Consider the following 23,594-nt stretch of genomic DNA (forward strand, 5'->3'; position numbering starts at 1 on the left):
AGCTTTGCGGCAGCCAACCCGTATTTCGATTACCTCCCAAGAGAGAGCATCTCCCCTATGAATCGCCTGCTTCGTTTGTTGTTCGCCCTCCCGATGATCGCCTTACTGGTTCTGCCGGTTGCGGCTCAGAAGCCAGAAGAAGGGCCACCGATCCCGAACGATCCTGTGTTGCCGGTCAAGCTGAAGAAGACCTTCACCAACCTGCGTATCCGTCGCCCGGTCACCATCACCCATGCAGGCGATGGCTCGAACCGGATCTTCTTCGCCGAACAGCAAGGCGTGATCCTGGCCGTGCCGAACGATCCGGAGGTGGAAGAACCTGAAGTGTTCCTCGATATCGAAGACTCGGTTCGTTTCAACCCACGCCAGAACGAAGAAGGTTTCCTGGGCCTCGCCTTCCATCCGAACTTCAAAGAGAACGGCGAGTTCTTCTTGTATTACACGATCAAGAAAGGTCTCGTCTCGCACGTCTCGCGATTCAAGACCATGAAGGACGATCCGACCAAGGGTGATCCGAACTCGGAAGAGGTCTTGCTGACGATCGAGCAGCCTTTCTGGAACCACAACGGCGGTAGCATCGAGTTCGGTCCCGATGGTTACTTGTACGTTGGTCTGGGTGATGGTGGCAAAGCCAACGATCCATTTGGCAACGGTCAGAACCTCTCGACCTGGTTGGGTTCGATTCTGCGTATCGACGTCGATAAGAAAGAGAACGGTCAGAACTACGGCATCCCTGCCGACAATCCTTTCGTTAACACCGAAGGCGCCAAGCCAGAGATCTACGCTTACGGTTTGCGAAACGTTTGGCGACTGACCTTCGATCGCGAAACAGGTGCCTGCTGGGTTGGTGACGTCGGTCAGAACCTGTGGGAAGAAATCGACATCATCACCAAGGGTGGTAACTACGGTTGGAACGTTCGCGAAGGTCTGCATCCTTTCTCGGAAGAGTTCGCTAAGTCGGGTGCCAAGTACATCGATCCGATCTTCGAGTATCACCACAACGTCGGTAAATCGATCACCAGCGGCTACGTTTATCGTGGCAAGAAGGTGCCACAGCTGCAGGGCAAGTTCCTGTATGCCGACTACGTGACCGGCAAGGTGTGGGCTTTGGAATACGACTACGACACCAAGAAGGTTGGCAAGAATTATCGCATCGAAGAACCATCGAACCCGCCAGTGGTTTGCTTTGGCGAAACGGAAGATGGCGAAGTGCTGATGAGCGCAATCTTCGGGGAATATGGCTCGATTTACGAGTTCGCCCCAGCGGAATAGTTAAGAATTCGACCGAATGGAGTAGAAACTCGTTCGGCGATTTCCGATATTGGCCGACGTTCAACGAACAGCTTGTTAGCTGCGTCTTCGAGCGTCGGCCTTTTTTGTTGGCTTAAGAAAGTTTGCACGATGCAAGCATTGGGAATCATTCTGCTGTCGGTCGTGGCTTGCGTGACCTATGGCATTCTCCACGATCAGGTCACCGCGCGGATCTGTGTCGAGTATTTCACCATCGGGCATATCCCCGTGCTCGGAGGGACCACGAATCCAACCGTGTTGGGTCTGGTGTGGGGCGTGCTAGCGACCTGGTGGGTTGGCGTGATGCTGGGGATTCCGTTGGCGTTCATTTGTCGCGTCGGCTCGCTCGTGAAACTCTCGGTTCGCGACTTGATCAAGCCGATGCTGGTACTGATGGCAGTAACCGCCGGGCTGGCAGCCGTGGCCGGTGTGGTTGGTTACGTGTTAGCTTCCAACGGATCGGTCACGCTGTTGGGAGCAATGGCCGAGCGCGTTCCGCCGGAGAAGCATGTCGCGTTTCTAACCGACTTGTGGATCCATGGGGCGAGCTATGCCGGCGGATTCGTCGGAGGCGTGGTGCTGATGATTCGTTCGATGGTGGTGCGATATCGGAAAACGCACGCGCCAATGGATGAAACGGCTCTCGCAACGTGATAGAGTGTGCCGGAATCGAGACCTTCATTTGCCGATAGGAAATTAGCATGTCGACGCAATCTTCATTTTCTCAAGAGCCTCCCCATGGCGATTTCACCAGCAGCATGGAAGAGCCGAGCCAGGACGATCGCAACATCGCATTGTTGTGCCACATCCTGGGCTTCTTCACATGGATCGTGGGACCGGTTGTGCTGTGGTTGTTGATGAAGGAGAAGTCGTCGTTCATCGATTTCCATGGCAAGCAGGCGATCAACTTTCAGATCACGCTTTCGATCTTCTACATCGGGTCAGGCGTGCTGTTTTGCGTTTACATCGGGATTCTTACCTTCCTGGCGACCTTCGTGCTGCAGATCGTGTTTACGGTGCTGGCCTGCATGAAGGCATATGAAGGGGATTACTACAACATCCCTGTGGCGATCCCCATCTTGCGATAAGTGTCTCGGTCCGAGGCTTCGATCGCTTCGGGAAGACGTATTCCACTAGTGCCTGGGGTTCGATGCACTTCGCAAGAGGGTTGTCGGCATCGTAACCCCTGTCTACGCAGGCACTTTTAGCACTGCCGCCATAATCTCATGCGGCAGCATGGCAGTTAGGAGCAGCAAGTTTGCTCGCTGCGCTTGCCGCATTCTCGGCTTGCCACATCGCATCGGCCGCCAGACGAGCGAAAATGTAGATAGCTAAGCAACTGACCTTGGTCCTGAGAATGGTCTGTAGGTTAGTGACCCCTTTGGCGACTCTGGTTGGCCCGTTTCCCCCGACGTTTGCCCCTGCCGGCCTGAGTCGCCTTTTTTACTCTCTTGCTCGCATGAATTGCCCACCTGTCATGCTGCGGAAGGCCGTAACCCCCCAAAGGCCTCAAGGGAAAAATCCTGCCAATTAATTTTTCGAGTACATCGGACTGATAAGGCGTCGACGGGGCCCCACTAGACGCTTGAAGGAGCCCATTTTTGCGTAAGCAAGTTGGCTAAAAAGTGTTCTTCGAAAAACCATTGCACAAAATCGCGTAATGGTGGAATATCAGTCACAGACCGATGCGAATCACTGTTTAGAGAAGATTTGATTTCCATCGAGACGAGGCAGAGCCAACGGCCTGAACAACCCTGGCTCGAACCCACTCCCACCTTCAAAAAGACCTACCTACCGGAACCAGAGGAGAATGCAGATGGGCAACACGTCTACTGCTCAGTTTTTGAAGTCGAGTTTGACCGTGATCATTATGGTTGGGGTTCTGGGAGTCGCCTTTGGCGAGTCTCTTTACCGCAAAGCCAACTACATGACATTCCTGGCGATTGAGTCGTTCCCGACGCTCAACTTGCTACACCGAGACAAGCTGGTCTCGGAAAACAAGTTTGAAGACGAAGGGGGCATGGTCCACCGTCTGTTCGTCTTCGAGTCGGCTTCGAGCGACGCCAAGAACACTTGCCGTGTTGTGGTGACCGACGAAAACTACCACGTTACTTCTTCGTGGAACGCTGACCGGGACGAGAAGCTGCTCAACGTTGGTTTCATGGAGCACACCTCGCCACCTGTGATCGAGATCGTCCGTCACGACGCCTCGAAACGAGCTCTGGTTTGCGAGCACCTTTGCCTGCACATGGGCGTGCTGCAAGCCTATCAGTACAAGCCACAGCCAGGTGCCGGGATCACCAAGTAGCCCCTCGCCGGCTGTAACTACCGATTGACCCACGTGGTAACCCCAGTAAAATCTTGCGGTAACTGGGGTTACGCTATTTTTGCCCGCTGTGGGCAGGCAAATCGGCCCCAAGCGTCGTCACGCGACTTCAGCGACACGAACTTTGGAAGGGGCCATGTCCGCCAAGCCAACCAATCGACCGTCCAAGTACCAAGTCTTTCTACTCTGGTCGAATGACACCGTCAGCCAGTGTCGCGACGTCCGCAAGTTCTTCAAAGAGTTCAACAAGAAGACCGCCAAACCTGAGTTCGGCGTCACCTTCGAGATCATCGATCACTGCTTCGATACCGACGACAAGGGACACCCTGGCGCCATTCCAGCCGAAGAGCTGTTGGTGAAGTCGAAGGACACGCTTGCCCTGACCATCGGTTTGTGCACCGACGACGAGACGTCGCTCAATCCTTACACCGAAGAGAAAGCTCAGAAGCAGCTCGATCTGGTGTTGGAAAGTGCCCAGAACAACAAGTTCCACCAGGCCATCTGGTTCGTTCTGTCGCAGCGTAACGATGGCGGCGATCAGCGCGAAGAAGTCGCCGGCGAAGTGCACGATCTGCTGCGATTGCCAGAAGGATTGAAGCCGAACAAGCTTTGCCTCTTTGGCGAGAACGATACCTTCGCCGACGTGCTGGCCGATAACCTGGCCAAGATGCTGTCGGCCGACGATCGTCCGTGGATCGAAGACGAGAACGCCGCCGTGCATGCCATCGAAGCGGCTCGTCGTCAGAAGATGGACAAGCTGGTCGCGATGGGCATCGACCCCTGGGGTCAGCGCTTCGACAATCAGCAGCCTGTCTCCGAGGTGCGTGCCCTGGAAGGGGAAATCACCGAGACGACCAGCAACGAAAATGGTCGCGATCAAACCACCTACAGCGGGCCCAAGGTTCGCGTCGCAGGTCGTATCGTGCTGATGCGTCCGACCGGCAAGCTGATCTTCATCAACCTGGTCGATCGTACCGGCACCATCCAGTTGTTCCTCGGCCAGGCGCAAGTCGGCGAACGCAACTGGGAGATCGCTCAGTGTCTCGACTTGGGTGACATCATCGGTGTCGATGGCGAACTGAAGAAGACCAAGACCGGTGAACTGACAATCTTCGTCGAAGAGCTGCACTTCCTGACCAAGACGCTGGAAGCCCCGCCGGAAAAGCACAAGGGTCTGACCGATCCCGAACTGCGTCAGCGGATGCGATACCTCGACCTGGCCTATGGCGACGGCGTGCTGGAACGTTTCGTGCAGCGTACCCAGATCGTCCGTTCGGTTCGCGATACGCTGGTCGAAGAAGGTTACTTCGAGATCGAAGGCCCGACGCTGCACACCATCGCTGGTGGTGCTGCCGCTCGCCCATTTGAAACCTTCCACAACGCGCTCGGCATGCCGCTGGTGATGCGAATCGCCCTCGAGCTGCATCTGAAGCGACTGCTGGTTGGTGGCATGGAACGGGTCTTCGAGCTGGGACGCGTTTATCGCAACGAAGGGATCAGCCCGCGTCACAATCCAGAGTTCACCATGCTCGAATGTTACCAGGCCTTTGGTAACTACGAGACGATGATGGACCTGACGCAGAAGATCATCGTCAACGCCCTCGACGCGATCGGCTCGGGCTACAAGGTTCCGTTCGGCGACAAAGAAATCGATTTCACGCCGCCATTCCAGCGTCGCTGCTATCGCGATCTGCTAGCAGAACATGCCGGTATCGATCCAGCGAACGAAGCGGAAGTGATCGCTTGTGCCAAGAAGCTGGGGCTTGAAACCAAAGGCAAGCATCCCGACGTGCTGCGAAACGAAATCTTCGAAGAGACGGTCGAAGACAAGCTGGTCGGCCCGATCTTCGTGATCGACTATCCTGCTAGCATCTGCCCGTTGACCAAGCGGAAGACGGGCGAGCCGGAAATTGCCGAACGTTTCGAGCTGTTCATCCAAGGGATGGAACTGGCCAACGCCTATACCGAGCTGAACGATCCCGATCTGCAGGAACAGCTGTTCCGCACGCAGTTGGAAGGGATGTCGGAAGAGGACTCGATGGCCAAGATGGACAACGATTTCGTGCGTGCTTTACGCAACGGAATGCCGCCAGCTGGCGGACTTGGTATTGGCATCGACCGGCTTGTCATGTTACTAACTAACAGCGCGACGATTCGCGAAATCATTTTGTTCCCGCTGTTGCGGCATGAAGCCTAGTTCGAGGTGCCTCTGCTGACCTGGTTCGGCAGACTTGAAAGCGTTCGCTTTCACCCATTGCAAGCTTCTGCCTGCTGGATCGACCGGCAGGCAGTCACGCACCTCGATCCATTCGTACGGCCACCCTCTCCCCCGGGGGCAGTCCTGCGGTGCCGCGTTTGCCGAAGGATTGGCAATGTACAAGTTGATGCTCTGTCTGCGTTATCTCCGCACGCGCTACATCGCGCTGGCGTCGATTATCAGTGTGACGCTGGGCGTGGCGACCATGGTGGTCGTGAACGCCGTGATGTCTGGCTTCTCGCACGAGATGCACATTCGCCTGCACGGCATTCTGTCGGACGTGGTCATGGAAAGCCACAGTCTCGATGGCTTCTACCAATGGCAGAAGCACATGGATGCCGTCAAAGCAGTGGCTGGCGACGACATCGAAGACATGACCGTCACCGTCCACGTGCCAGCGATGTTGAACCTGCGCGTTCGCGATCAATGGTATCCGCGCCAGGTCACCGTCATTGGGATCGACGACGAGACCTACAACAAGGTCAGCGACTTCTCGAAATATCTGAAGCACCCAGCCAACCGTCAGCAGGTTGATTTCAACCTGAAAGAGAACGGCTACGACGGCCCCGACGACTCGAAGCTGGTTGAATCAGGTTGGGAGTATCGTCGCGACAAAATCAAATATCAGCGCGAGCTGGAAGACGAGATGCGACGTTTTGAAACGCTGCATCAAACCGGTCGTATGCCGGAAGCCCGGCGCACGAATCCGAACGAGTTCGCCGCGATGCCAAGTCCGCTGGGCGAGAACGGCGCAGCCGAGGTCGACGTGGTAACGCCGAAGTTTGCCGACGATCCGAGCGCACCACCGTTGCCGGGGCCACCGCCTTCCGATCTGGCGGATCGCATGGCGAAGCAGGCAACCCAAGCCGTCAATGCTTTGGCGGCCGCCGGTGGCGATCCTTTCGCCCAGCGATATAAGCAGCCGGAAAGCACAACCTTCGATCCGATGAAGCACCAGGCCCCTGGGATCATTCTGGGGATGGCCGTCGCCAGCATTCGCCAACGCGATGCCGATGGTAACGTAAAAGATATCTTCCTGGCGGTTCCTGGCGACGATGTTCGCTTGACTTTTCCCTCGGCTGAAAGCCCACCGAAGGCTATCAGTGAAACGTTCACCGTGGTCGACTTCTATGAAAGCAAGATGAACGAGTACGACGCCGGCTTCGCGTTCGTACCGCTCAGCAAACTGCAGTCGCTGCGCTACATGACCCATCCAGAACTTGGCTCGGCGATCTCGACCATTCAGATTCGCTTGAAGCCAGGGGCCAACCTGCAAGAGTTCACCAACCGCCTGCGATCAGAGTTCCCGGCCGAAGTTTATCCGTTCCGGATCCAGTCGTGGAAAGACATGCAGGGACCGCTGTTGGCTGCCGTGCAAATGGAAAAGACGATCCTGAACATCTTGTTGTTCCTGATCATCGGCGTGGCAGGCTTCGGCATTTTGGCGACCTTCTACATGATCGTCGTCGAGAAGACCAAGGACATCGGGATCCTCAAATCGCTGGGTGCCAGCGGCGGCGGGATCATGAGCATCTTTGTCGGTTATGGCCTTTCGCTGGGGATCGTTGGTTCTGGGGTCGGTTGCATTCTGGGGCTGCTGTTTGTGTGGAACATTAACCACGTCGCCCGCTTGATCGAGATCATAACCGGTCAGGAAGTCTTCGATCCGACAATCTATTACTTCCAGGAAATCCCGACGATTGTTGAACCGATGGCAATCGTCATGGTGGTAACTGGGGCGATGTTGATCGCCGTGATGGCAAGTGTTCTGCCGGCGATTCGTGCCGCGCGACTTCACCCGGTGGAGGCCCTTCGATATGAGTAACACGATGAGCGACAGTTACCTGACCACCACGCCAGTTCCTGCCGTGACGCCTCAAGCCAAACGGCCAGCCCCTCACATCAATACCGATCGTTTCGATACGCCGATTGAAGTGGATCGTCCCATCCTGAAAACCACCGGACTGTACAAGAGCTACCGCAAAGGTCAGCACATCATTCCGGTGCTGCGAGGGGTCGACTTCGTCGCGAATGAAGGACGTATCACCTCGATCATCGGCCAGAGTGGAAGCGGCAAGAGCACGCTGTTGCATCTGCTCGGTACGCTCGATGTGCCTGATCGGGGCGAGATCTACTTCGACGAACAGCGGACCGATAATCTGCCGACCCGTCAACGAGATCGTCTGCGGAATGGCCAGTTCGGGCTGATCTTTCAGTTCTATCACTTGCTGCCAGAACTGACGATGCTCGAGAACGTGCTGACGCCGGCAATGATTTCACACGGCTTGTTCAAGTATTGGGCCAACCGCAAACAGCTCAAAGACCGAGCCCGGCAGTTGCTGGAACTGGTCGGTCTGGGGCATCGTTTGAATCACAAGCCGCGTGAGCTTTCCGGTGGCGAGATGCAGCGCACGGCGATTGCCCGGGCGTTGATCAGCAATCCGAAGGTTCTGCTGGCGGACGAGCCGACCGGCAATCTCGATCGCCAGACCGGCCGAGAAGTTCTGAACATTCTTCGTAAGCTGAACGAAGAGCAAGGGCTGACCATCGTGATGGTCACGCACGACCAAAGCATCGCCGACGAAGCCGACTCGATCGTGCGGCTGGTCGAAGGATGCGTCGAGCACGTCTAAACTATTGCCGACAAAATCCCCTCTCCATCAAATCGGAGAGGGGCGTTCTCTTTCGTCTGCGAACTCTTATCGCATGACCGATCCGCCAATGATCATCGCGATGCCGACGGCGATCGGAATGATCGAGTACGACATCGTGTGGACCACGTAACCACCGACAGGTCCGTAGACCTGCTGCATCGCCTTCAACTTGCGAAACACCGCAGGGGTCGTCAGCCGTAGCACGAACGTGATCGTACCGAAGCAGATCGCGGCGAAGCCAAGCAGTTGAGTGGGATCGGACATGTTCCGGTGCTCGTGGAGGGATAGAGTGGGCACCAAAATTGTATCAGTCCAACTCGTCCGCTTCATCATCCTGCGCCGGCAATAGCGTCCGTTCGACGACGGTCACCTCCGGCAGATCGAGCCCGCTAAGCAGGTACTCGATCTCGCGCTCTGCATCGGGATTCAATTCGACCCGCAGGATCTGTGGATGATTCTGAGAGACGTAATGGATGAAGGCCCAGAACCGCTGCGGCGGCTCCGCTCCGGTTTCCGCAATCGTACGAACCACTTCGCCGAATTGCCGTAGGGTGTCGATATCGAGGTGATGATCGCTGAAGGCAATATCGAGCGACATGTCGCCGGTCGATGTGGTTTCGCACTGAGGGCAGGGGCAGATCGCCCCGAACTTGATTTCACCACAATTGAAACAGAGTGCCATCGTCATCTTCTGGTCTCCTGGGGATAGGATGAGATTTGAAGAATAGGACCAGGTCGTTGCCTGAGGGTTCAGGTCTTACGGTGGAAAAGAGTGGTTAAGCGACTGGAAAGAAAAGCAGGCTCTGGTCTGATTCTAGAAAGGTGAAGGCCTGTTGTCGCCAATTTTGTGGAAAACAGACCGTCAGCGATCGACAAGCGGTGACCAATAGATTTCGCACCAGGGCATCTCGGCCCGCAGTCGGTCGACAGCTTGTTGACTGGTCGGAGTTCGCCTTAAGCCGAGGCTTCGCAAATTTCTTAGTCTGCGGAATGAATCGAGCCCGGCGTCGGTGACTGCCGTTCGTTCAAGGGTTAGATGTTGCAGCGAAATCGGTAGATCGGCGATCGCAGCATCAGAAAACCAGGTATGCGATAGGTTAAGTTCCACGAGCCCCGTACGGCGAAGCTCTGGGAAAGGACCGGCTGTCAAGTGACTGCGCGGAGCAACCAGTTGGCCGATGCGCGTCGTACCTAGTGCCTTGGCCAACTGGGCCTGGGTGAAACGCGGGCCTTCCTTATAGGTGTCTAGTTCCAGCGAATCGAGTTGGTCAAGCAGTGCCACGGCTGCTACCACTTCATCGTATTCTTCTGGTTTCAGCGGCGTCGTAATCTTGACGGTTCGGACGCGCTGAAAGATCGGGGCGATGCCAAGTTGGGTCATCCAGCGGGGATCGCTGCGCTCCTTCACCTTATAGATCACCAGGTCCGTTGCCCGGGATGTGATAGGGTCATAGTTCGACGGACTGATCGATTGCGAGGAAAAGTTCCCTTCGTAATTCCAGCTCAGGCGAATCCTGGCATGACGATACGAATACGACCGACGGCTACTGATTTCGAGCAGCTTATCGCTCGCCATGCTATGAAGCTGGCCGACGCGATGCAGATAGCTGCCCCAAGCCAGCAGGCCACACAGCAGCGTGAACACGACGATCAACAGCCGCAACGAAATACGCAGCGGCAAACGCCAGGTGGGCTTCGCAGGAGAATCGTTCGTGGGAGCGGGTTCGGACATCGTTCGAGTTGCGCCTCTGTGGATCGCTGGGTCAGGTCACGACCCAGCACCAAGGCATTTCCTTTTGAAGGGCTTTGAGTGCCTGGCGAGAGATCCCGGCCTGATCGATATCCAGCTGCTTCAAGTTCTTCAGCCGGATCAGCTTCTTCAGGCCCTCTTCGGTAAGGTGATTTCCGGTAAGGGTGAGTTGTGTCAACGACTCTGGCAGGTCATCGAGCCCTTCGTCGCGGAGCGAAGTATGCGCGAAGGCCAAGTCTTCCAACTGGCTGCTCTTTAGGAACGGCATCGGCTCGCCACCGATCTGCTCGCCTTGCAGCAATAACGTCTTGAGACGGACCTGCTGGAGCAATCGCTCGACATGATCGTTGGTGACCTCAGGGCTGACGATGCTCAAGATTTCGACCTGGCCAAGCTGGCCGAACAAGTCGAGAAACGCTTCGAGCTTTTCCAGCGATCGTTCGTGATAGAAGACCAGGTCGACTCGCTGGAAGGCCGGTTCGATGTCCCAGGCAGCCATCCAGGTCGGTCCCCCTTCGACGCGAACATAGTCGCGGCCGATCCGCGAACCTTCCGAGTAAGCTCCTTTGGACGTAAGCGAGACATCCTGGATCAGCTTCATCTGCACGCGGGCACCCATCTCGCGCATTTGCTGAGCGGCTTGCATATGCAGATTGCCTTCCGCCATCCAGTGACGAAGCGTCAGACCTGCCGCCGTCAGCAAGACGATCACCACAATCAGTGTGGTGATCAGCACACGGCGGAAAGGGCCTCGCCGCGCAGTTTGGGGGCGAGGTTCAGAAGATGCGTCAGGCTGCGACAATGGTTGCCTTTAGTCTTGAGGGGGACAAGGAAGAAAGTCCTCTCAAGGCAGGCTATCGCGGCGGCGTGACGTTGTCAAATTATCGGCGGACCGTGACCTTCGAGCCGACCGACAAGATACCGTAAATGTCTTCGGCATCTCGCTGGCTCATGCTGATCGAACCGCCAGCACCGCCAGAGCCATGCAGCACGACGCCGCCATCCAAATGCACGGCAAAGCCGCCGTAAGGATTTTCGGGATCGTCCGAGGTCAGAATTCGTTGGGTCGAGTCGTCATAGAACTGCGGATTGGTTTCCTTTCGCAGCACTTCATGCTCGCCGGCAGGAATGATCGCGCCATTCTCGATGGTGATCGGGAAGCGGCCTGCGTAGCAGCCATCGACTTCCAGGATCAGTTCGTTGTGGGTCAGATCGACCTTGGCGGCGAACGGACCCCGCATGACTTTGATCTTCATGCCAGGCGTCAGGGCGTTCGGGTTATCGATACCATTGATTCGCTGCAGCAAGATCGAAGGGATCTGGAACTGCTGGGCAATGCTTTCGAGTGTTTCACTGCTGCCGACCGTGTAAGGCTCTTCCAGAGTGTGCTGCGTCGAGTAGACGACGGTACCGGCCAACTGGCTGAGCAGCAGGTTCAGCTTATCTTTCTGTGAAGGATTCAGTTCGAGGCTATTCCGCCAAGGGGTCAGGCGGCGCATTGCTTCGACCAGGTCGCCTTGCGTCAGATAGAGCTGGGCTTCGTCCCAATCGGCTTGAAACTGTCCGGAAGGAGGCGAGTTCGGGTTGCCACCCATCCCGCTGGGCATGGCTCCCATATCGCCATGGCTATAGACCGAGGCCAACTGGTTGCGCGAAGCATCGGGGGTGGCCGGAATGTGTGATTCTGGCGTGGGCATCGTGCCGGCTGGCTTGGTTGCGGTCGGGTTGTCCATGGGAGGGAAGTCGGACGCACCGGCGAACTTGGGAGCCGCATCGGAACCGCCGTGCGAAGCGTGATCTTGATGATCATGGTCGTCGTGCTGAGCCATTTCACGCTGAGGCGATAAGGTCGGCGTGAACGACGGAGCACCGCCGCCGGTGTTGTTCAGTTGAGGAGCGGTCAGACGGCCGCTGGCAAAGCCTGGGGCGTTGTCGTCGCTGGCAGGGGCCGGCATCGCGACCGAGGTGCCAGGCGAAGCCGCAGGAGCGCCGGTCGGCATCGGCAACGTCGAGAAGTCGGGGAGAGTCAGATCCATGTTGTCGGCAGCGTCGGCCACTTCGGGCGGAACTTCTTCCGGCTTGTTCAACACGGTATAGACGCCGTAGCCAATGGCCATGAGTACAATGACCATGCAAGCGGTTTTAATCGTTTCCACCTTCGTCCTCCCTGACGAATTCGGCTCATCCGCGGCAAATCCTTTTGCCGATAAGTGATGATGCCCTGGTGCGCTCTGACGTTTCTTAATCCATCTTAAATGCATGCACGACAGCGACGAGTACGACGACTGGATCGATGACGAGCCTGAAGATGACGATCAGGACTACACGATCACGTGCCCCGAGTGCGGAGCGGAAGTCTTCGAGGACGCCGACGTCTGCCCAGTCTGCCTGCATGCGATCATTCGAGACACCAGTCCCTGGGCAGGGAAGTCGCTCGGATGGGTCGTTTTAGGCATGTTGGGCATCATCGCCATGATTGTGGCGATGGTCATGCTAACTCCGTAGCTTGCCTGGTTCGGCAAGCGTTCTGCGATCCTACCGAAACGCGCAATTTGAACAAAGGCCGGTTTTTCTCGGCTGCTAGCTGTTGCCTGATTCCCGGCAATCTTGGGGGAAGCCTGGGAAAGAGCGTTTTGGGGAAGGGCTTTAGCCTTCCTCTTCCCCCCGCAATCGCTTGCGATAGACCTCAACACGTTTCTGCAGTGTCGCCTCGAAGCCTCGCGGCACCGGGCGATAATATTCGCGATCGATACCCAGATAACTTTGAGCGGCGATCCCATCGGGGGCGTTGTGGGCGTATTGATAACCATCCCCGTGCCCCAGATCTTTCGCTCCGCCATAGTGAGCGTCGCGCAGGTGCATTGGAACGGGCTCGACGCGTCCCTCGCGAATGTCGGCTCGGGCCTCGCCAATCGCGAGCGTCGCGGCATTACTCTTGGGAGCACACGCCAGGTAGGCCACCGTTTGCGAAAGGGTGAGCTGGCACTCCGGCAGGCCGATCATCTCGCAGGCCTGCATCGCCGAGACCGCGATCGTCAACGCGTGTGGGTCGGCGTTACCGATGTCTTCGCTGGCCGAGATAATCAGTCGCCGCGTGATGAAGCGAATGTCTTCGCCACCTTCCAGCATCTTGGCCAGCCAATAAATGGCCGCGTCGACATCGCTACCGCGAATGCTTTTGATCAACGCGCTGGCCGTGTCGTAATGCGTGTCGCCATCGCGGTCGTACTGAACCGCTTTCTTCTGGATCGACTCTTCGGCCAGTTGCCGCGTGAAATGGATCGGACTCGCTTCGGTCGACAGGACGCCAATCTCCAGCGCATTCAAAGCCCGGCGGGCGTCGCCATCGCAAACCTCTCCCAGAAACTGCGCGGCATCGTCGTCCAGCTTAACGTCGAACTTGCCGAGCCCCCGGTAAGGATCGCCGAGCGCGTTCTTCAGCACATCGTGGATCTCTTCCGGCGTGAGCGGTTCAAACTGAAAGATCTGGCTGCGGCTTACCAGGGCGCTGTTCACCGCGAAGAAAGGATTGCTGGTGGTCGCACCCACCAGAATCACAATTCCATTCTCGACGTCGGGCAGCAGGGCATCTTGCTGCGACTTGTTGAAACGATGGATCTCGTCGACGAAGAGTAGCGTCTTGCGGCCGCCGGTGGCGACTTCGCTTTGTGCTTCCTGCAAGACTTCGCGAAGTTCTTTCACGCCCGAGGTCACCGCGTTGAGCTGACGAAAACGCGACTTCGTTTCAGAAGCCAACAGTTGGGCCAGCGTGGTCTTGCCGCAGCCCGGCGGGCCATAGAACAGCACCGAGGTCAGCCGGTTCGATTTGATCAGCCGCCACAAAAGCTTGCCTTCCGCCAGGAAGTGCTTCTGGCCGACGAACTCGCCGAGGTTGCGCGGTCGCATCCGAGCCGCCAGCGGCTTGGCTTTGTCGAAGTTCTTCGCTTCCGCTTGGTCAAACAGAGACATCGAAGTGCAGGGGACTTATGGAGATTGAAGCAATAACGCTCCATTGTACGAAAATCGGCCCCAACAAAACCTGGCAAGAAAAAGTTTGCACTCCTCCGGAAACCATCCTATAGTTCAAGTGTCCGGGCGAATGGGCCCTTCTGGATGGTTGCTCCAACCGTCTGCGTTCGGACGAGGACACCACACGGAGCGTTAAGCAACCCCCGTGGTGTGAGCCCGACGTACGTTGATGCTTAACAAACGTACGCCGGGTTTTTTTATTTCTTGTCCGTCTCGGCGATGCCTTGGGCGATCAATACGCCAAAGCTTCTAGCATCCCGTTCCACAGCAATTGCCGGGCTTCGAGGCTGCGCAGAGCGGCGTCTTCCGCGGCTTGCCATTTGTCGTCGTCGTCGCCACAAAGATGCGAAAGCAGACGATGGGCCATCGGGCCGTGGTGATCGCCATCGAGCTCGATATGGCGTTCCAGATAAAAGACAAACTTCGAGGCCGAGCCCGACAGTTCGGAATTGACCTGTTCGACGATCTTCTGGAAGACGCCCGGCAGCAGATCTTCGCGGCCGTAGGTGAAGCCAGATGCGATCGCACACAAGTTATCGCTGGCGATCAAATCGAAGGTGTTGGTCACGAACTGCACGATCGAACGGGGCAGGTCCGATTCGTACAACGCAGCCGTCACGTCGCGGCCTTGGCCCAGTCGCGTGATGAAGCGATCAATCAGGTAGCCATCGGCACCCATCTGACGCATCGAGGCCTGGTACAGTTCGTAGTGACTGCAGAAGCCACCTTCGCCATCCTCGTCGCTCTCTTCGCCAAGGACGATCTCGTTCACCAGGCGGCGCCCCAGATTGTTCTCGGTCGGAAGCCAAGGCACCGCGACGCAGGTCAGTTTCTGCTGCAGCGCCTTCAGCAGGGACATGAAGTCCCAGACGGCGAAGACATGGTATTGCATGAAAGTCCGCAACGAAGCTGCGTCGCGAATCTTCTGGTAGACGTCGTGTTCCAGCAGCGCCTGGCGTTGGGGCTGCAGTACCTGTTCGATCCGATCCAGACGCTCTTGCGCGGAAGGTGGCATGACAATCATGGGACTTTGCATTTTGGGTAGTGGGGGTTGAACGGGCCTGAAATTACCAGGTCCGCATTGAGCTGGAGGCTATCAAAAATGCTACCGGGCGCAAATGCAGATGCGTAGGCTCGCCTGGGGGGGTCTCGCTACCCGTAGGGTTTGTTTCCGGAAGTTCTCACTTGCGTGTTCTGGCATACAGAAGTAGCGTGAAGGGACTTCGCAAAATGGTGTTATTACACATCATAATTGAAAGTATTTCCCGTCGCTTTGACAGGAGTGAAAGATGCAAAGTTCGAATGATTTCCCGAGTTCCTCTGCGGAAAAGTCTGACAATTTGGCCGACAACGCGTCGACAGGCTGCCAACATAGCTCTGCCACAAATTGGATGATGAAGTCCGTTTATGGCATCGCCGGGCTGGTGATGTTGGCCTTGATCATTACCGTGGTCTCGCCCGAGACCGCCGTTGCGGTTTCGCGCTATCTGCCAGAGAACGTCCAGCAGTCGTTCTTCGCCGCCACATCGAGCAACCATCGCTGCTGCAGCAAGGGACCACGGACCAATCGCACCGTGCCGGTCTCGACCGGAGCGAGTTGCAGCTTGGGCGAAGGAACTTGCCCGGCCGATTCGTGCTGCCCGATGGACCTGCAAATGACGGCGACCGAAGCCGACTTCATGCAGCTCTCGCTCGACGAAATGCTGGCCGGCGTCGACGCTGCCCCGGCCACTTCGCCGTAGGGGACTTCCGGCAGACTGCCTCGCAAAGGTTCCATGGCGGATTGAGATCGATTAATATCGGGACTGCGGCCGCGCCCCATTTGGCGGCCGTTCTCGTCGATTTCAACTTCCCCCTGACCAACCTGTCCGAGAACCTGCCCCATGTTCCGAACCATTCTGACCCCAGCGATGCTGCTGGGCGTGATGCTGCTCGCTGCTCCGACTTCCTCTCTTTGCGCGGACGAACCGACCGGCGATCCATCGGTCGTTTTGAAGACTCCTAACCTTGTCGCGTTCTGGACCTTTGCCGAAGAGGCAGGCGAACCGCGGAAGTCGATCGCACCGGAAGGAACCTATCCGCTCCAGGAAGTCAACGGTCCGATCCCTCGTGCTGACGAAGGACCTTACTCCGGGCATAGCCTGCAGCTCAACGGTAAGCAGTACCTGGAGCTCGACTACGCGAAGACGGGCAAGTTGAACATCAGCGGACCGAAGGCTCAGGTCAGCATGTTCGCCGTCGTGCGGATTATCGATCTTCGCCAAAGCCGAACGATCGCCGGGATGTGGAGCGAAGGGAAGGGACGCGACGACGACAGCGGCACGCGTCAGTATGCGATGCTGATGAACATGCCAACCTACGGCGGACCGAATCAGTTGGTTCCGCACATCAGCAGCGAAGGTGGCGTCACGCGTCGCGCGGATGGTTCCGCCTTCCCATGGTGCGCTGACTATGCCGCCACCAAGCAGCCGGTTCCAGAAGAAGAGTGGTGCACGCTCGCGTTCACTTACGATGGCGAGTACATCAAGGCGTACATTAACGGAACCTTTGAAGAGCGTAAGCTCGACGCGAAGAAAGATCGTCGCGACGATCGCTACTTCACCCAGGAAGGTCCCGACGGCAAAGATCGCGGGATGAATCCTTACTATCACGGTCGAGGCATCTTTGCTTACGACCCTGACAAGCATGCTGAAACGAAGCCAGATGGCGGGGCCGACTTCACCGTCGGGGCACGCTATGCGGTCGGTTCGTTTCTGCGAGAGGCCACCAAAGGGAAGTTCGGTGGATTGGCGGTCTTCGATCGGGCACTCACCGACAAAGAAATCGCCCAGCTCCATGCTTCGGCGAATGTCGATGCCTTGAACAAGAAGTCGCAGCCGTAGTTGCTCGACGCACGTTCCCACCCACTTGCCCCTTCAGGTCTTGCCCCCATGAAACGACGTACTTTCCTGCAAGCATCGATGGCCGCGGCGATCGCCACTAACGTTTACGCTGCCCCTGCAAAGCGGCCTCGCATCATCCTCCGGTCTTCGTGGCAGGTCGTGAACATCGGCGACATCGCCCACACGCCAGGCGTGATGGCCCTGTTGGAAAAGCATGTGCCTGAAGCAGAGGTCACGCTGTGGGCTTCCGGTGACTTCTCGGACGAAGTCCACCACATGGAACAAAAGCGGTTCCCGAACCTGAAGGTGGTCAAGGGTTCGATCGGCAAAAGTGGGAAGGCCTCCAACGCCGACCTGCAGGAAGCGATCAACGCCAGCGAGTTCCTGCTGCATGGCTCTGGACCGTCGTTCGTGGCTCGCCGCGATGTCGGTCAGTACGTCGCCGCCACTGGCAAACCGTTCGGCATCTATGGCATCACCTACGGTGGTTCCGATGCCGAAACCATCGACCTGATGAGCCAGGCCAAGTTCGTCTACTTCCGCGATACGGTCTCGCTGGCCAAGGGGAAGAAGGATGGCATCAAGAGCCCGGTCATGGAGTTCGGTCCTGATGGTGCGTTTGCGTGCGATCTGCGTGACGACGCTTCGGCGGAAGCGTACATGAAGGAAACCGGTTTGGAGGAAGGCAAGTTCGTCTGCTGCATTCCGCGACTTCGCTACACGCCTTATTGGCTGGTGAAGAAAGGGCGGACGCTCGACGAGAAGCGGCACGAACGAAACGAGGCGATGAAAGATCACGATCATGCCCCGCTGCGAGAAGCGATCGCGAAGATCGTGACCGAAACCGACTACAAGGTTTTGCTCTGCCCGGAAGACATGACCCAGATGCAGGTCGGCAAAGACAATGTCTACGACAAATTGCCGGACGACATCAAGCAGAAGGTTGTTTGGCGCGAGAAGTTCTGGCTGACCGATCAGGCCCTGAGCACGTACATCCGCTCGGCAGGCTTCTTCGGTCTCGAGATGCATTCCCCTATCATGTGTATTGGCAACGGCGTGCCGGCGATCGTCGGTCGCTTTGAAGAGCAGACCTCGAAGGGATTCATGTGGAAGGATATCGGCCTGGGCGATTGGTTGTTCGATATCGATCAACCGAAGCAGGTCGCCAGCTATCCTTCCACGGTACTCGAGATGGTACAGAAGCCAGAGCAAGCCCAAGCCAAGGTCGCCAAGGCACAAGCCGTGGTGGCTGACCGCCAACAGAAAACGATGGAAATGGTTCGACAGTGCGTGGGTGTCTAACCGCCACCGATCGAACGTCCCACTAACCAGTCCTTTCCTCCACGAAACCGATCATGAACCGAGTTCTAACATTCACGTTGCTCGCGATCCTCGGGTGCTGCTTTGTCAGTACATCCCAGGCCGAGACTAAAAAGCCCAACATCATCTACATCCTGGCGGACGATCTGGGGATCGGCGATTTGGGGTGCTACGGTCAGGAAAAGTTCGAGACACCTAACCTCGATCGCCTGGCCGCCGAAGGGATGAAGTTCACTCAGCACTACTCCGGCAGCACCGTGTGTGCTCCAACGCGAAGCGTGCTGATGACCGGGCTGCACACGGGGCACACCCCGGTGCGTGGCAATGCCGAGGTGAAGCCGGTCGGGCAAGAGCCTCTGCCAGGCGACACGGTGACCTTGCCGGAACTGCTGAAGACCGCTGGTTACGCGACCGGGGCGTTCGGTAAGTGGGGCCTGGGATATCCTGGCTCGGAAGGGGATCCGAACCATCAAGGCTTCGACGTCTTCTATGGTTACAACTGCCAGCGGAACGCCCACACCTATTACCCGACCTGGATGTACGACAACCAGACGAAGATTGAATTCGACGGCAAGACCTACTCGCACGATCTGATCATGGATCACGCCTTACAGTTCATCCGCGACAACAAAGACAAGCCGTTCTTCTGCTACTTGCCGATCACCATTCCGCACGCGGCCATGCATGTGTCGGAAGAATACGTGAAGCCATTCCGCGAGAAATTCTCGGAGTTTGAAGACAAGGTTGGCAAGTACGCTGGCCCACCGGTTAAGAACCCAATCGCGGCGTTCGCAGGCATGTGCACCAAGATGGATGACGACGTCGGCCGCGTGATGCACCTGGTGAAGGAGTTGGGGCTGGACGACAACACGATCATTCTCTTCTCGAGCGATAACGGCGCGCATCAAGAGGGTGGCCACGATCCGGTGTTCTTCAACAGCAACGGACCTTACCGCGGTCACAAGCGTGACCTGACCGATGGCGGCATCCGCGCTCCTTTCATGGTGCGTTGGCCAGGCCACGTGAAGGCGGGCACCGAAAGCGATATGATCAGTGCCCATTGGGACGTGTTGCCCACGCTATGTGAACTTGCCGGTGTCGAGGTTCCCACGGGGCTCGATGGCATCAGCATGGTGCCCACGCTGACCGACAAAGGAGACCAGCCGCAGCACGAATACTTGTACTGGGAGTTCTTTGAACGAGGCGGCAAGCGAGCCGTTCGCCTGGGCAAGTGGAAGGGGATTCAGCTGAACATGACCAACAAGCCGAACGCCCCGATCGAGATCTATAACATCGAAGAAGATCTCGAAGAGCAAAACAACGTCGCCGATAAGCATCCCGAAGTGGTTGCCCAGGTGAAGCGAATCTTCGACGAGGCCCACACCGAGAACGATCGCTTCAAGTTCAAGTTCGAACGCAAGTAAGCGGCGTCTGGCAGATCGCCGGCCTTACTTCAAGCGGTCGGCGAACTGCTTGCGGAACTTGTCGACCTTCGGACGGACGACCATCGCACAATAAGGATTGCCTGGGTTATTGGCCAGGTAATCCTGATGGTAGTTCTCGGCCGGGTAGTAGTTGTTGATCTCGGTCACTTCCGTGACGATCGGATCGGCGAAGGTGCCTGCGTCGGTCAACTTCTGAATGAATGCCTCAGCCGTCTCTTTTTGCTGGGGCGAGTGATAGAAGATCGCACTGCGATACTGCGGGCCGACATCGTTCCCCTGACGATCCTTGGTGGTGGGATCGTGCGTCTGGAAGAAGATCTCGAGCAGGTCTTCGTAGCTCACCTCGTCGGCATCGTACGTGATCTGAATCACTTCGGCGTGCCCGGTCGTCTTGGTGCAGACTTGTTCGTAGGTCGGATTGGCCACGTGACCGCCGGCATAGCCAGAGGTGACACTCTGCACGCCACGCAGCTCCAGAAAGACTGCCTCGGTGCACCAGAAACAACCACCGCCGAACGTTGCCGTTTGAATATCTGCCATCGAAGCGCCTTGATCGCGAGAGAGTTCGAAAATCACATCGGGGAAGAGCCCCACGGCGAATTATTCGCCGGCGTGCCCATTAAGCAATGGTTTGAGGTACTGACCGGTATAGCTCGCCTCGCAATCGGCGACTTGCTCCGGCGTTCCGGTCACGATAATCTCACCGCCGCCAGAACCACCTTCGGGGCCAAGATCGATCAGCCAGTCCGCACACTTGATCACGTCCAGGTTGTGCTCGATCACCAGCACCGTGTTCCCCTTGTCGACCAGCCGGCTCAAGACCGACAGCAGCCGACGAATGTCCTCGAAGTGCAGGCCAGTCGTCGGTTCGTCGAGGACGTACAGCGTCGAACCGGTTTCGGTTCGGGCCAACTCGGTCGCCAGCTTGATACGCTGGGCTTCACCGCCGGAAAGGGTCGTGCTGGGTTGGCCAAGCGAAAGGTAGCCAAGGCCGACGTCGCACAAACTGGCCAGCACACGATGAATGGTTGGCACCGCGTCGAAGAACTCGGCCGCTTCTTCGATCGGCAGGTTCAGCACGTCGGCGATCGACTGATCCTTGTATTTGACTCGCAGCGTCTGGCGGTTGAACCGTTTGCCATGGCAAGCGGGACACTCGACGAAGAGGTCTGGCAGGAAGTTCATTTCGATCTTCCGCAAACCTTGTCCCTGGCATTCCTCGCAGCGGCCACCTTTCACATTGAAGCTGAAACGTGACGCTTTGTAGCCATACTGTTTTGCCTGACGGGTTTCGGCGAAAACCTTTCGGATTTCGTCGAACACGCCGGTATAGGTGGCCGGGTTGCTGCGAGGTGTGCGGCCGATCGGCGACTGATCGATCGGGATCACTTTGTCGATCTGGCTTGTACCACGCAAGCTGGTGAACGGCCCAGGCCGCTGCGACGGCTGGCCAAGTCGGCGAAGCAGTGCCGGCGTGATCGTTTCGTTGACGAGCGAACTCTTCCCGCTGCCACTCACGCCGGTCACGCAGACAAACGCACCTAACGGAACCTGCACGCCCACGTTCTTCAGATTGTTGGTGGTGGCACCTTCCAGCGAGATCATCCGCGTCTTGGCAATCTTGCGCCGCGATGGGGGAATCTCGATCTTCTTTCGGCCGGAAAGATATTGGCCGGTGATCGAACCATCGACATCCGAGACCACCGCAGGCGTCCCTTCGGCGATGATCTGCCCGCCACGATGACCTGCCCCAGGCCCCACGTCGACGAGGCGATCGGCGACCCGCATGATCGCTTCGTCATGTTCGACGACGATCACTGTATTGCCATGGTCTCGCAGTTCGACGAGCGCTTCAATCAAGCGATGATTATCACGCGAATGAAGCCCGATCGATGGTTCGTCGAGGATATAGCAGATGCCGACCAGGCCACTGCCGATGCCAGTTGCCAGGCGAACTCGCTGCAGTTCGCCACCGCTGAGCGTATCGGCTGCGCGGTCGAGCGTTAAGTAATCGGCCCCGACCTTCTCGAGGAAGGCGAGACGCTTGGCGATCTCGCGAACGATGGGCGTGGCGATCAGGCTCTCGTGTTCGTCGAACTCAAGTTCATCGAAGAAGCCACGGGCATCGTTGATACTCTTGCGGACGATCTCGTGGATGTTGTGATCGGCGACCCGGACAGCAAGTGCCTCAGGACGCAGTCGTGCACCATGGCAGGCAGGGCAGGGGAGTTTGCCACGGAACTTCGAGAGTTGTTCAAGCCGCTTCTTCCGCGTGGTGGTGACAAACTCTTTCTCCAGAGCGATCAACACGCCGAGGAACTTGTCGCCATCGCCCGAGAGAAGCTTCGTCCGTTGTTCTTCGCTCCAGTCGCTCAGCTTCGACGTGCGATCAACCTTCTGCTTGGTCAGAAACGCATCGAGTCCTTTGCTGAGCTTCGTCAACGAGGAGGCGGTCACGCCCCGCCAAGGTGCGATCGCTCCATCATCCAGCGAAATCTCGCGATCAGGCACAACCAGGTCAGGATCGAACTCTTCGCAAATGCCCAGGCCTTCGCACTTGGGGCACGTGCCGTAGGGGCTGTTGAAGCTGAACGTCCGTGGCTCGATGTCGATAAAGCTCAAGTTGCAATCGACGCAGGCCAGTTCGGTGTTGAAAATCTGATCGATCCAGGTTCCCTTCGGGTGATCTGGGTCGACGACGTCGGTATCGAGGTGGCAAGACAGCAGTCGGCCGTCACCCAGTTTCAGGGCCATCGCTACCGAGTCGCTCATGCGCGAGCGAAGGCCTTCGCGGATGATGATTCGGTCGACGACCGCTTCGATGGTGTGATTCTTCTTCGGATTGAGTTCCGGGACTTCGTCGATCTGATAGACCTCGTCATCGACGCGAACTCGCAGCAAGCCTTCGCGTCGGATCCGATCGATGACTTCTTTGTGTGCCCCTTTGCGGCCTTGGACCATGGGGGCCATGATCATCAGCTTCGTTTCTTCAGGCAGGGCCAGAAGGCGATCCTGAATTTGTTCGGCCGTTTGCTGCGTGATCTCGAGACCGCACTTCCAGCAGTGAGGCTGCCCGAGGCGTGCCATCAGCAGACGCAGGTAGTCGTAGATCTCGGTGATCGTGGCGACGGTACTGCGTGGGTTCTGGCTGCCGGTTCGCTGGTCGATACAGATGGTGGGCTGAAGGCCGACGATCAGATCGACGTCGGGGCGTTCCATCTGGTCCAGAAACTGCCGGGCATAGACCGACAAGCTTTCGACATATTGCCGCTGTCCTTCGGCGTATAAGGTGTCGAGCGCCAGAGAGCTTTTCCCGGAACCGCTTGGACCGGTGATGACAATCAACTGGTCCCGGGGCAGGTCGATATCGACGTTCTTGAGATTGTGGACACGGGCCCCGCGAACGCTAATGCAAGAAGCATCTTGGGTCGGATCGATGGCAGACAGCTTGTCTCGATGAAAATCCACGATGGCAGACAATCATGCTGGGCTGGAAAGACCGGGCCACACGCCTGCCCCTGCCATGGGGCAAACCCGACCTTAAAGGTATAAATGACGAGCGCTAATTCAGTTCAGGCTAACAGGGCCCGTCAGAGGTGGCAACTAGAGGTTAAGGGCCGAACCACTTACGTGGGAGATGC

21 protein-coding genes are annotated in these 23,594 nt (G+C 57.3%); 12 read left to right on the plus strand and 9 right to left on the minus strand.

Annotated elements, in window-relative coordinates:
* Positions 1 to 57 precede the first annotated feature (57 nt).
* From AB1L30_RS22130 to AB1L30_RS22160, 7 genes are all read left to right on the plus strand, one after another.
* Positions 58 to 1,272 carry a PQQ-dependent sugar dehydrogenase gene (locus AB1L30_RS22130; RefSeq protein WP_367016070.1) on the plus strand — a complete coding sequence of 405 codons (1,215 nt, stop codon included), beginning with the start codon at positions 58 to 60 and terminating at the stop codon, positions 1,270 to 1,272.
* 129 nt (positions 1,273 to 1,401) lie between these two features.
* Positions 1,402 to 1,944 (plus strand): hypothetical protein, encoded by a 543-nt coding sequence (locus AB1L30_RS22135; RefSeq protein ID WP_367016072.1) that lies wholly within the window; start codon positions 1,402 to 1,404, stop codon positions 1,942 to 1,944.
* Positions 1,945 to 1,991: 47 nt separating this feature from the next.
* Positions 1,992 to 2,378, plus strand: coding sequence for a DUF4870 domain-containing protein (locus tag AB1L30_RS22140; RefSeq protein WP_345088634.1), 387 nt, complete (start codon positions 1,992 to 1,994; stop codon positions 2,376 to 2,378).
* A gap of 728 nt (positions 2,379 to 3,106) precedes the next feature.
* On the plus strand, positions 3,107 to 3,598 hold the full coding sequence (locus tag AB1L30_RS22145; RefSeq protein ID WP_367016073.1) for a hypothetical protein: 492 nt from the start codon (positions 3,107 to 3,109) through the stop codon (positions 3,596 to 3,598).
* Positions 3,599 to 4,283: 685 nt separating this feature from the next.
* Positions 4,284 to 5,813, plus strand: a complete 1,530-nt coding sequence (lysS, locus tag AB1L30_RS22150; protein WP_367016468.1) for a lysine--tRNA ligase — start codon at positions 4,284 to 4,286, stop codon at positions 5,811 to 5,813.
* 175 nt (positions 5,814 to 5,988) lie between these two features.
* On the plus strand, positions 5,989 to 7,698 hold the full coding sequence (locus tag AB1L30_RS22155; protein ID WP_367016074.1) for an FtsX-like permease family protein: 1,710 nt from the start codon (positions 5,989 to 5,991) through the stop codon (positions 7,696 to 7,698).
* The gene (locus AB1L30_RS22160) at positions 7,691 to 8,506 is read left to right on the plus strand and encodes an ABC transporter ATP-binding protein (protein WP_367016076.1); all 816 of its coding nucleotides are present in this window, start codon (positions 7,691 to 7,693) and stop codon (positions 8,504 to 8,506) included. Before AB1L30_RS22155 ends, AB1L30_RS22160 begins: the two co-directional genes overlap by 8 nt.
* A gap of 66 nt (positions 8,507 to 8,572) precedes the next feature.
* Here AB1L30_RS22160 and AB1L30_RS22165 read toward each other — a convergent pair whose 3' ends face one another.
* From AB1L30_RS22165 to AB1L30_RS22185, 5 genes are all read right to left on the minus strand, one after another.
* Positions 8,573 to 8,791: a hypothetical protein gene (locus AB1L30_RS22165; RefSeq protein WP_367016078.1), complete on the minus strand. Its 219-nt coding sequence runs from the start codon at positions 8,789 to 8,791 to the stop codon at positions 8,573 to 8,575.
* Between the two features lie 43 nt (positions 8,792 to 8,834).
* On the minus strand, positions 8,835 to 9,215 hold the full coding sequence (locus tag AB1L30_RS22170; protein ID WP_367016080.1) for a hypothetical protein: 381 nt from the start codon (positions 9,213 to 9,215) through the stop codon (positions 8,835 to 8,837).
* Between the two features lie 174 nt (positions 9,216 to 9,389).
* Positions 9,390 to 10,259: a hypothetical protein gene (locus AB1L30_RS22175; protein WP_367016082.1), complete on the minus strand. Its 870-nt coding sequence runs from the start codon at positions 10,257 to 10,259 to the stop codon at positions 9,390 to 9,392.
* Positions 10,260 to 10,290: 31 nt separating this feature from the next.
* Positions 10,291 to 11,013: a hypothetical protein gene (locus tag AB1L30_RS22180; RefSeq protein WP_367016084.1), complete on the minus strand. Its 723-nt coding sequence runs from the start codon at positions 11,011 to 11,013 to the stop codon at positions 10,291 to 10,293.
* Between the two features lie 145 nt (positions 11,014 to 11,158).
* The gene (locus tag AB1L30_RS22185) at positions 11,159 to 12,433 is read right to left on the minus strand and encodes a LysM peptidoglycan-binding domain-containing protein (protein ID WP_367016086.1); all 1,275 of its coding nucleotides are present in this window, start codon (positions 12,431 to 12,433) and stop codon (positions 11,159 to 11,161) included.
* 103 nt (positions 12,434 to 12,536) lie between these two features.
* On the opposite strand from AB1L30_RS22185, the gene AB1L30_RS22190 reads away from it, so the two are divergent.
* The gene (locus tag AB1L30_RS22190) at positions 12,537 to 12,782 is read left to right on the plus strand and encodes a hypothetical protein (RefSeq protein WP_367016088.1); all 246 of its coding nucleotides are present in this window, start codon (positions 12,537 to 12,539) and stop codon (positions 12,780 to 12,782) included.
* 141 nt (positions 12,783 to 12,923) lie between these two features.
* On the opposite strand, the gene AB1L30_RS22195 is transcribed toward AB1L30_RS22190, so the two are convergent.
* Both AB1L30_RS22195 and AB1L30_RS22200 read right to left on the minus strand, forming a co-directional pair.
* Positions 12,924 to 14,246: a replication-associated recombination protein A gene (locus tag AB1L30_RS22195; RefSeq protein WP_367016090.1), complete on the minus strand. Its 1,323-nt coding sequence runs from the start codon at positions 14,244 to 14,246 to the stop codon at positions 12,924 to 12,926.
* A 292-nt stretch (positions 14,247 to 14,538) separates the two neighbouring features.
* Complete coding sequence (locus AB1L30_RS22200; protein ID WP_367016092.1) at positions 14,539 to 15,330, minus strand: DUF3050 domain-containing protein; 792 nt, start codon at positions 15,328 to 15,330, stop codon at positions 14,539 to 14,541.
* 367 nt (positions 15,331 to 15,697) lie between these two features.
* On the opposite strand from AB1L30_RS22200, the gene AB1L30_RS22205 reads away from it, so the two are divergent.
* The 4 genes from AB1L30_RS22205 to AB1L30_RS22220 all read left to right on the plus strand — a co-directional run bounded on the left by AB1L30_RS22205 (position 15,698) and on the right by AB1L30_RS22220 (position 19,932).
* The gene (locus AB1L30_RS22205; RefSeq protein ID WP_367016093.1) at positions 15,698 to 16,048 is read left to right on the plus strand and encodes a hypothetical protein; all 351 of its coding nucleotides are present in this window, start codon (positions 15,698 to 15,700) and stop codon (positions 16,046 to 16,048) included.
* A 141-nt stretch (positions 16,049 to 16,189) separates the two neighbouring features.
* Positions 16,190 to 17,188 carry a hypothetical protein gene (locus AB1L30_RS22210; protein WP_367016095.1) on the plus strand — a complete coding sequence of 333 codons (999 nt, stop codon included), beginning with the start codon at positions 16,190 to 16,192 and terminating at the stop codon, positions 17,186 to 17,188.
* Positions 17,189 to 17,236: 48 nt separating this feature from the next.
* Entirely contained in the window at positions 17,237 to 18,490 is a 1,254-nt protein-coding gene (locus AB1L30_RS22215) for a polysaccharide pyruvyl transferase family protein (RefSeq protein ID WP_367016097.1), read from the plus strand.
* A 53-nt stretch (positions 18,491 to 18,543) separates the two neighbouring features.
* Positions 18,544 to 19,932, plus strand: a complete 1,389-nt coding sequence (locus tag AB1L30_RS22220; RefSeq protein ID WP_367016099.1) for an arylsulfatase — start codon at positions 18,544 to 18,546, stop codon at positions 19,930 to 19,932.
* A gap of 24 nt (positions 19,933 to 19,956) precedes the next feature.
* Here AB1L30_RS22220 and msrA read toward each other — a convergent pair whose 3' ends face one another.
* Both msrA and uvrA read right to left on the minus strand, forming a co-directional pair.
* Positions 19,957 to 20,493: a peptide-methionine (S)-S-oxide reductase MsrA gene (gene msrA / locus AB1L30_RS22225; RefSeq protein ID WP_367016101.1), complete on the minus strand. Its 537-nt coding sequence runs from the start codon at positions 20,491 to 20,493 to the stop codon at positions 19,957 to 19,959.
* Positions 20,494 to 20,553: 60 nt separating this feature from the next.
* Positions 20,554 to 23,364 (minus strand): excinuclease ABC subunit UvrA, encoded by a 2,811-nt coding sequence (gene uvrA / locus AB1L30_RS22230; protein ID WP_367016470.1) that lies wholly within the window; start codon positions 23,362 to 23,364, stop codon positions 20,554 to 20,556.
* Positions 23,365 to 23,594 lie beyond the last annotated feature (230 nt).

The sequence above is a fragment of the Bremerella sp. JC817 genome (genome assembly GCF_040718835.1).
Classification (GTDB): Bacteria; Planctomycetota; Planctomycetia; order Pirellulales; family Pirellulaceae; genus Bremerella.

Coding starts and splice junctions, on each gene's coding strand:
- AB1L30_RS22130 (WP_367016070.1), top strand. CDS start 58: ATGAATCGCCTGCTTCGTTTGTTGTTCGCCCTCCCGATGATCGCCTTA.
- AB1L30_RS22135 (WP_367016072.1), top strand. CDS start 1,402: ATGCAAGCATTGGGAATCATTCTGCTGTCGGTCGTGGCTTGCGTGACC.
- AB1L30_RS22140 (WP_345088634.1), top strand. CDS start 1,992: ATGTCGACGCAATCTTCATTTTCTCAAGAGCCTCCCCATGGCGATTTC.
- AB1L30_RS22145 (WP_367016073.1), top strand. CDS start 3,107: ATGGGCAACACGTCTACTGCTCAGTTTTTGAAGTCGAGTTTGACCGTG.
- lysS (WP_367016468.1), top strand. CDS start 4,284: ATGCTGTCGGCCGACGATCGTCCGTGGATCGAAGACGAGAACGCCGCC.
- AB1L30_RS22155 (WP_367016074.1), top strand. CDS start 5,989: ATGTACAAGTTGATGCTCTGTCTGCGTTATCTCCGCACGCGCTACATC.
- AB1L30_RS22160 (WP_367016076.1), top strand. CDS start 7,691: ATGAGTAACACGATGAGCGACAGTTACCTGACCACCACGCCAGTTCCT.
- AB1L30_RS22165 (WP_367016078.1), bottom strand. CDS start 8,791: ATGTCCGATCCCACTCAACTGCTTGGCTTCGCCGCGATCTGCTTCGGT.
- AB1L30_RS22170 (WP_367016080.1), bottom strand. CDS start 9,215: ATGACGATGGCACTCTGTTTCAATTGTGGTGAAATCAAGTTCGGGGCG.
- AB1L30_RS22175 (WP_367016082.1), bottom strand. CDS start 10,259: ATGTCCGAACCCGCTCCCACGAACGATTCTCCTGCGAAGCCCACCTGG.
- AB1L30_RS22190 (WP_367016088.1), top strand. CDS start 12,537: ATGCACGACAGCGACGAGTACGACGACTGGATCGATGACGAGCCTGAA.
- AB1L30_RS22195 (WP_367016090.1), bottom strand. CDS start 14,246: ATGTCTCTGTTTGACCAAGCGGAAGCGAAGAACTTCGACAAAGCCAAG.
- AB1L30_RS22200 (WP_367016092.1), bottom strand. CDS start 15,330: ATGATTGTCATGCCACCTTCCGCGCAAGAGCGTCTGGATCGGATCGAA.
- AB1L30_RS22205 (WP_367016093.1), top strand. CDS start 15,698: ATGATGAAGTCCGTTTATGGCATCGCCGGGCTGGTGATGTTGGCCTTG.
- AB1L30_RS22210 (WP_367016095.1), top strand. CDS start 16,190: ATGTTCCGAACCATTCTGACCCCAGCGATGCTGCTGGGCGTGATGCTG.
- AB1L30_RS22215 (WP_367016097.1), top strand. CDS start 17,237: ATGAAACGACGTACTTTCCTGCAAGCATCGATGGCCGCGGCGATCGCC.
- AB1L30_RS22220 (WP_367016099.1), top strand. CDS start 18,544: ATGAACCGAGTTCTAACATTCACGTTGCTCGCGATCCTCGGGTGCTGC.
- msrA (WP_367016101.1), bottom strand. CDS start 20,493: ATGGCAGATATTCAAACGGCAACGTTCGGCGGTGGTTGTTTCTGGTGC.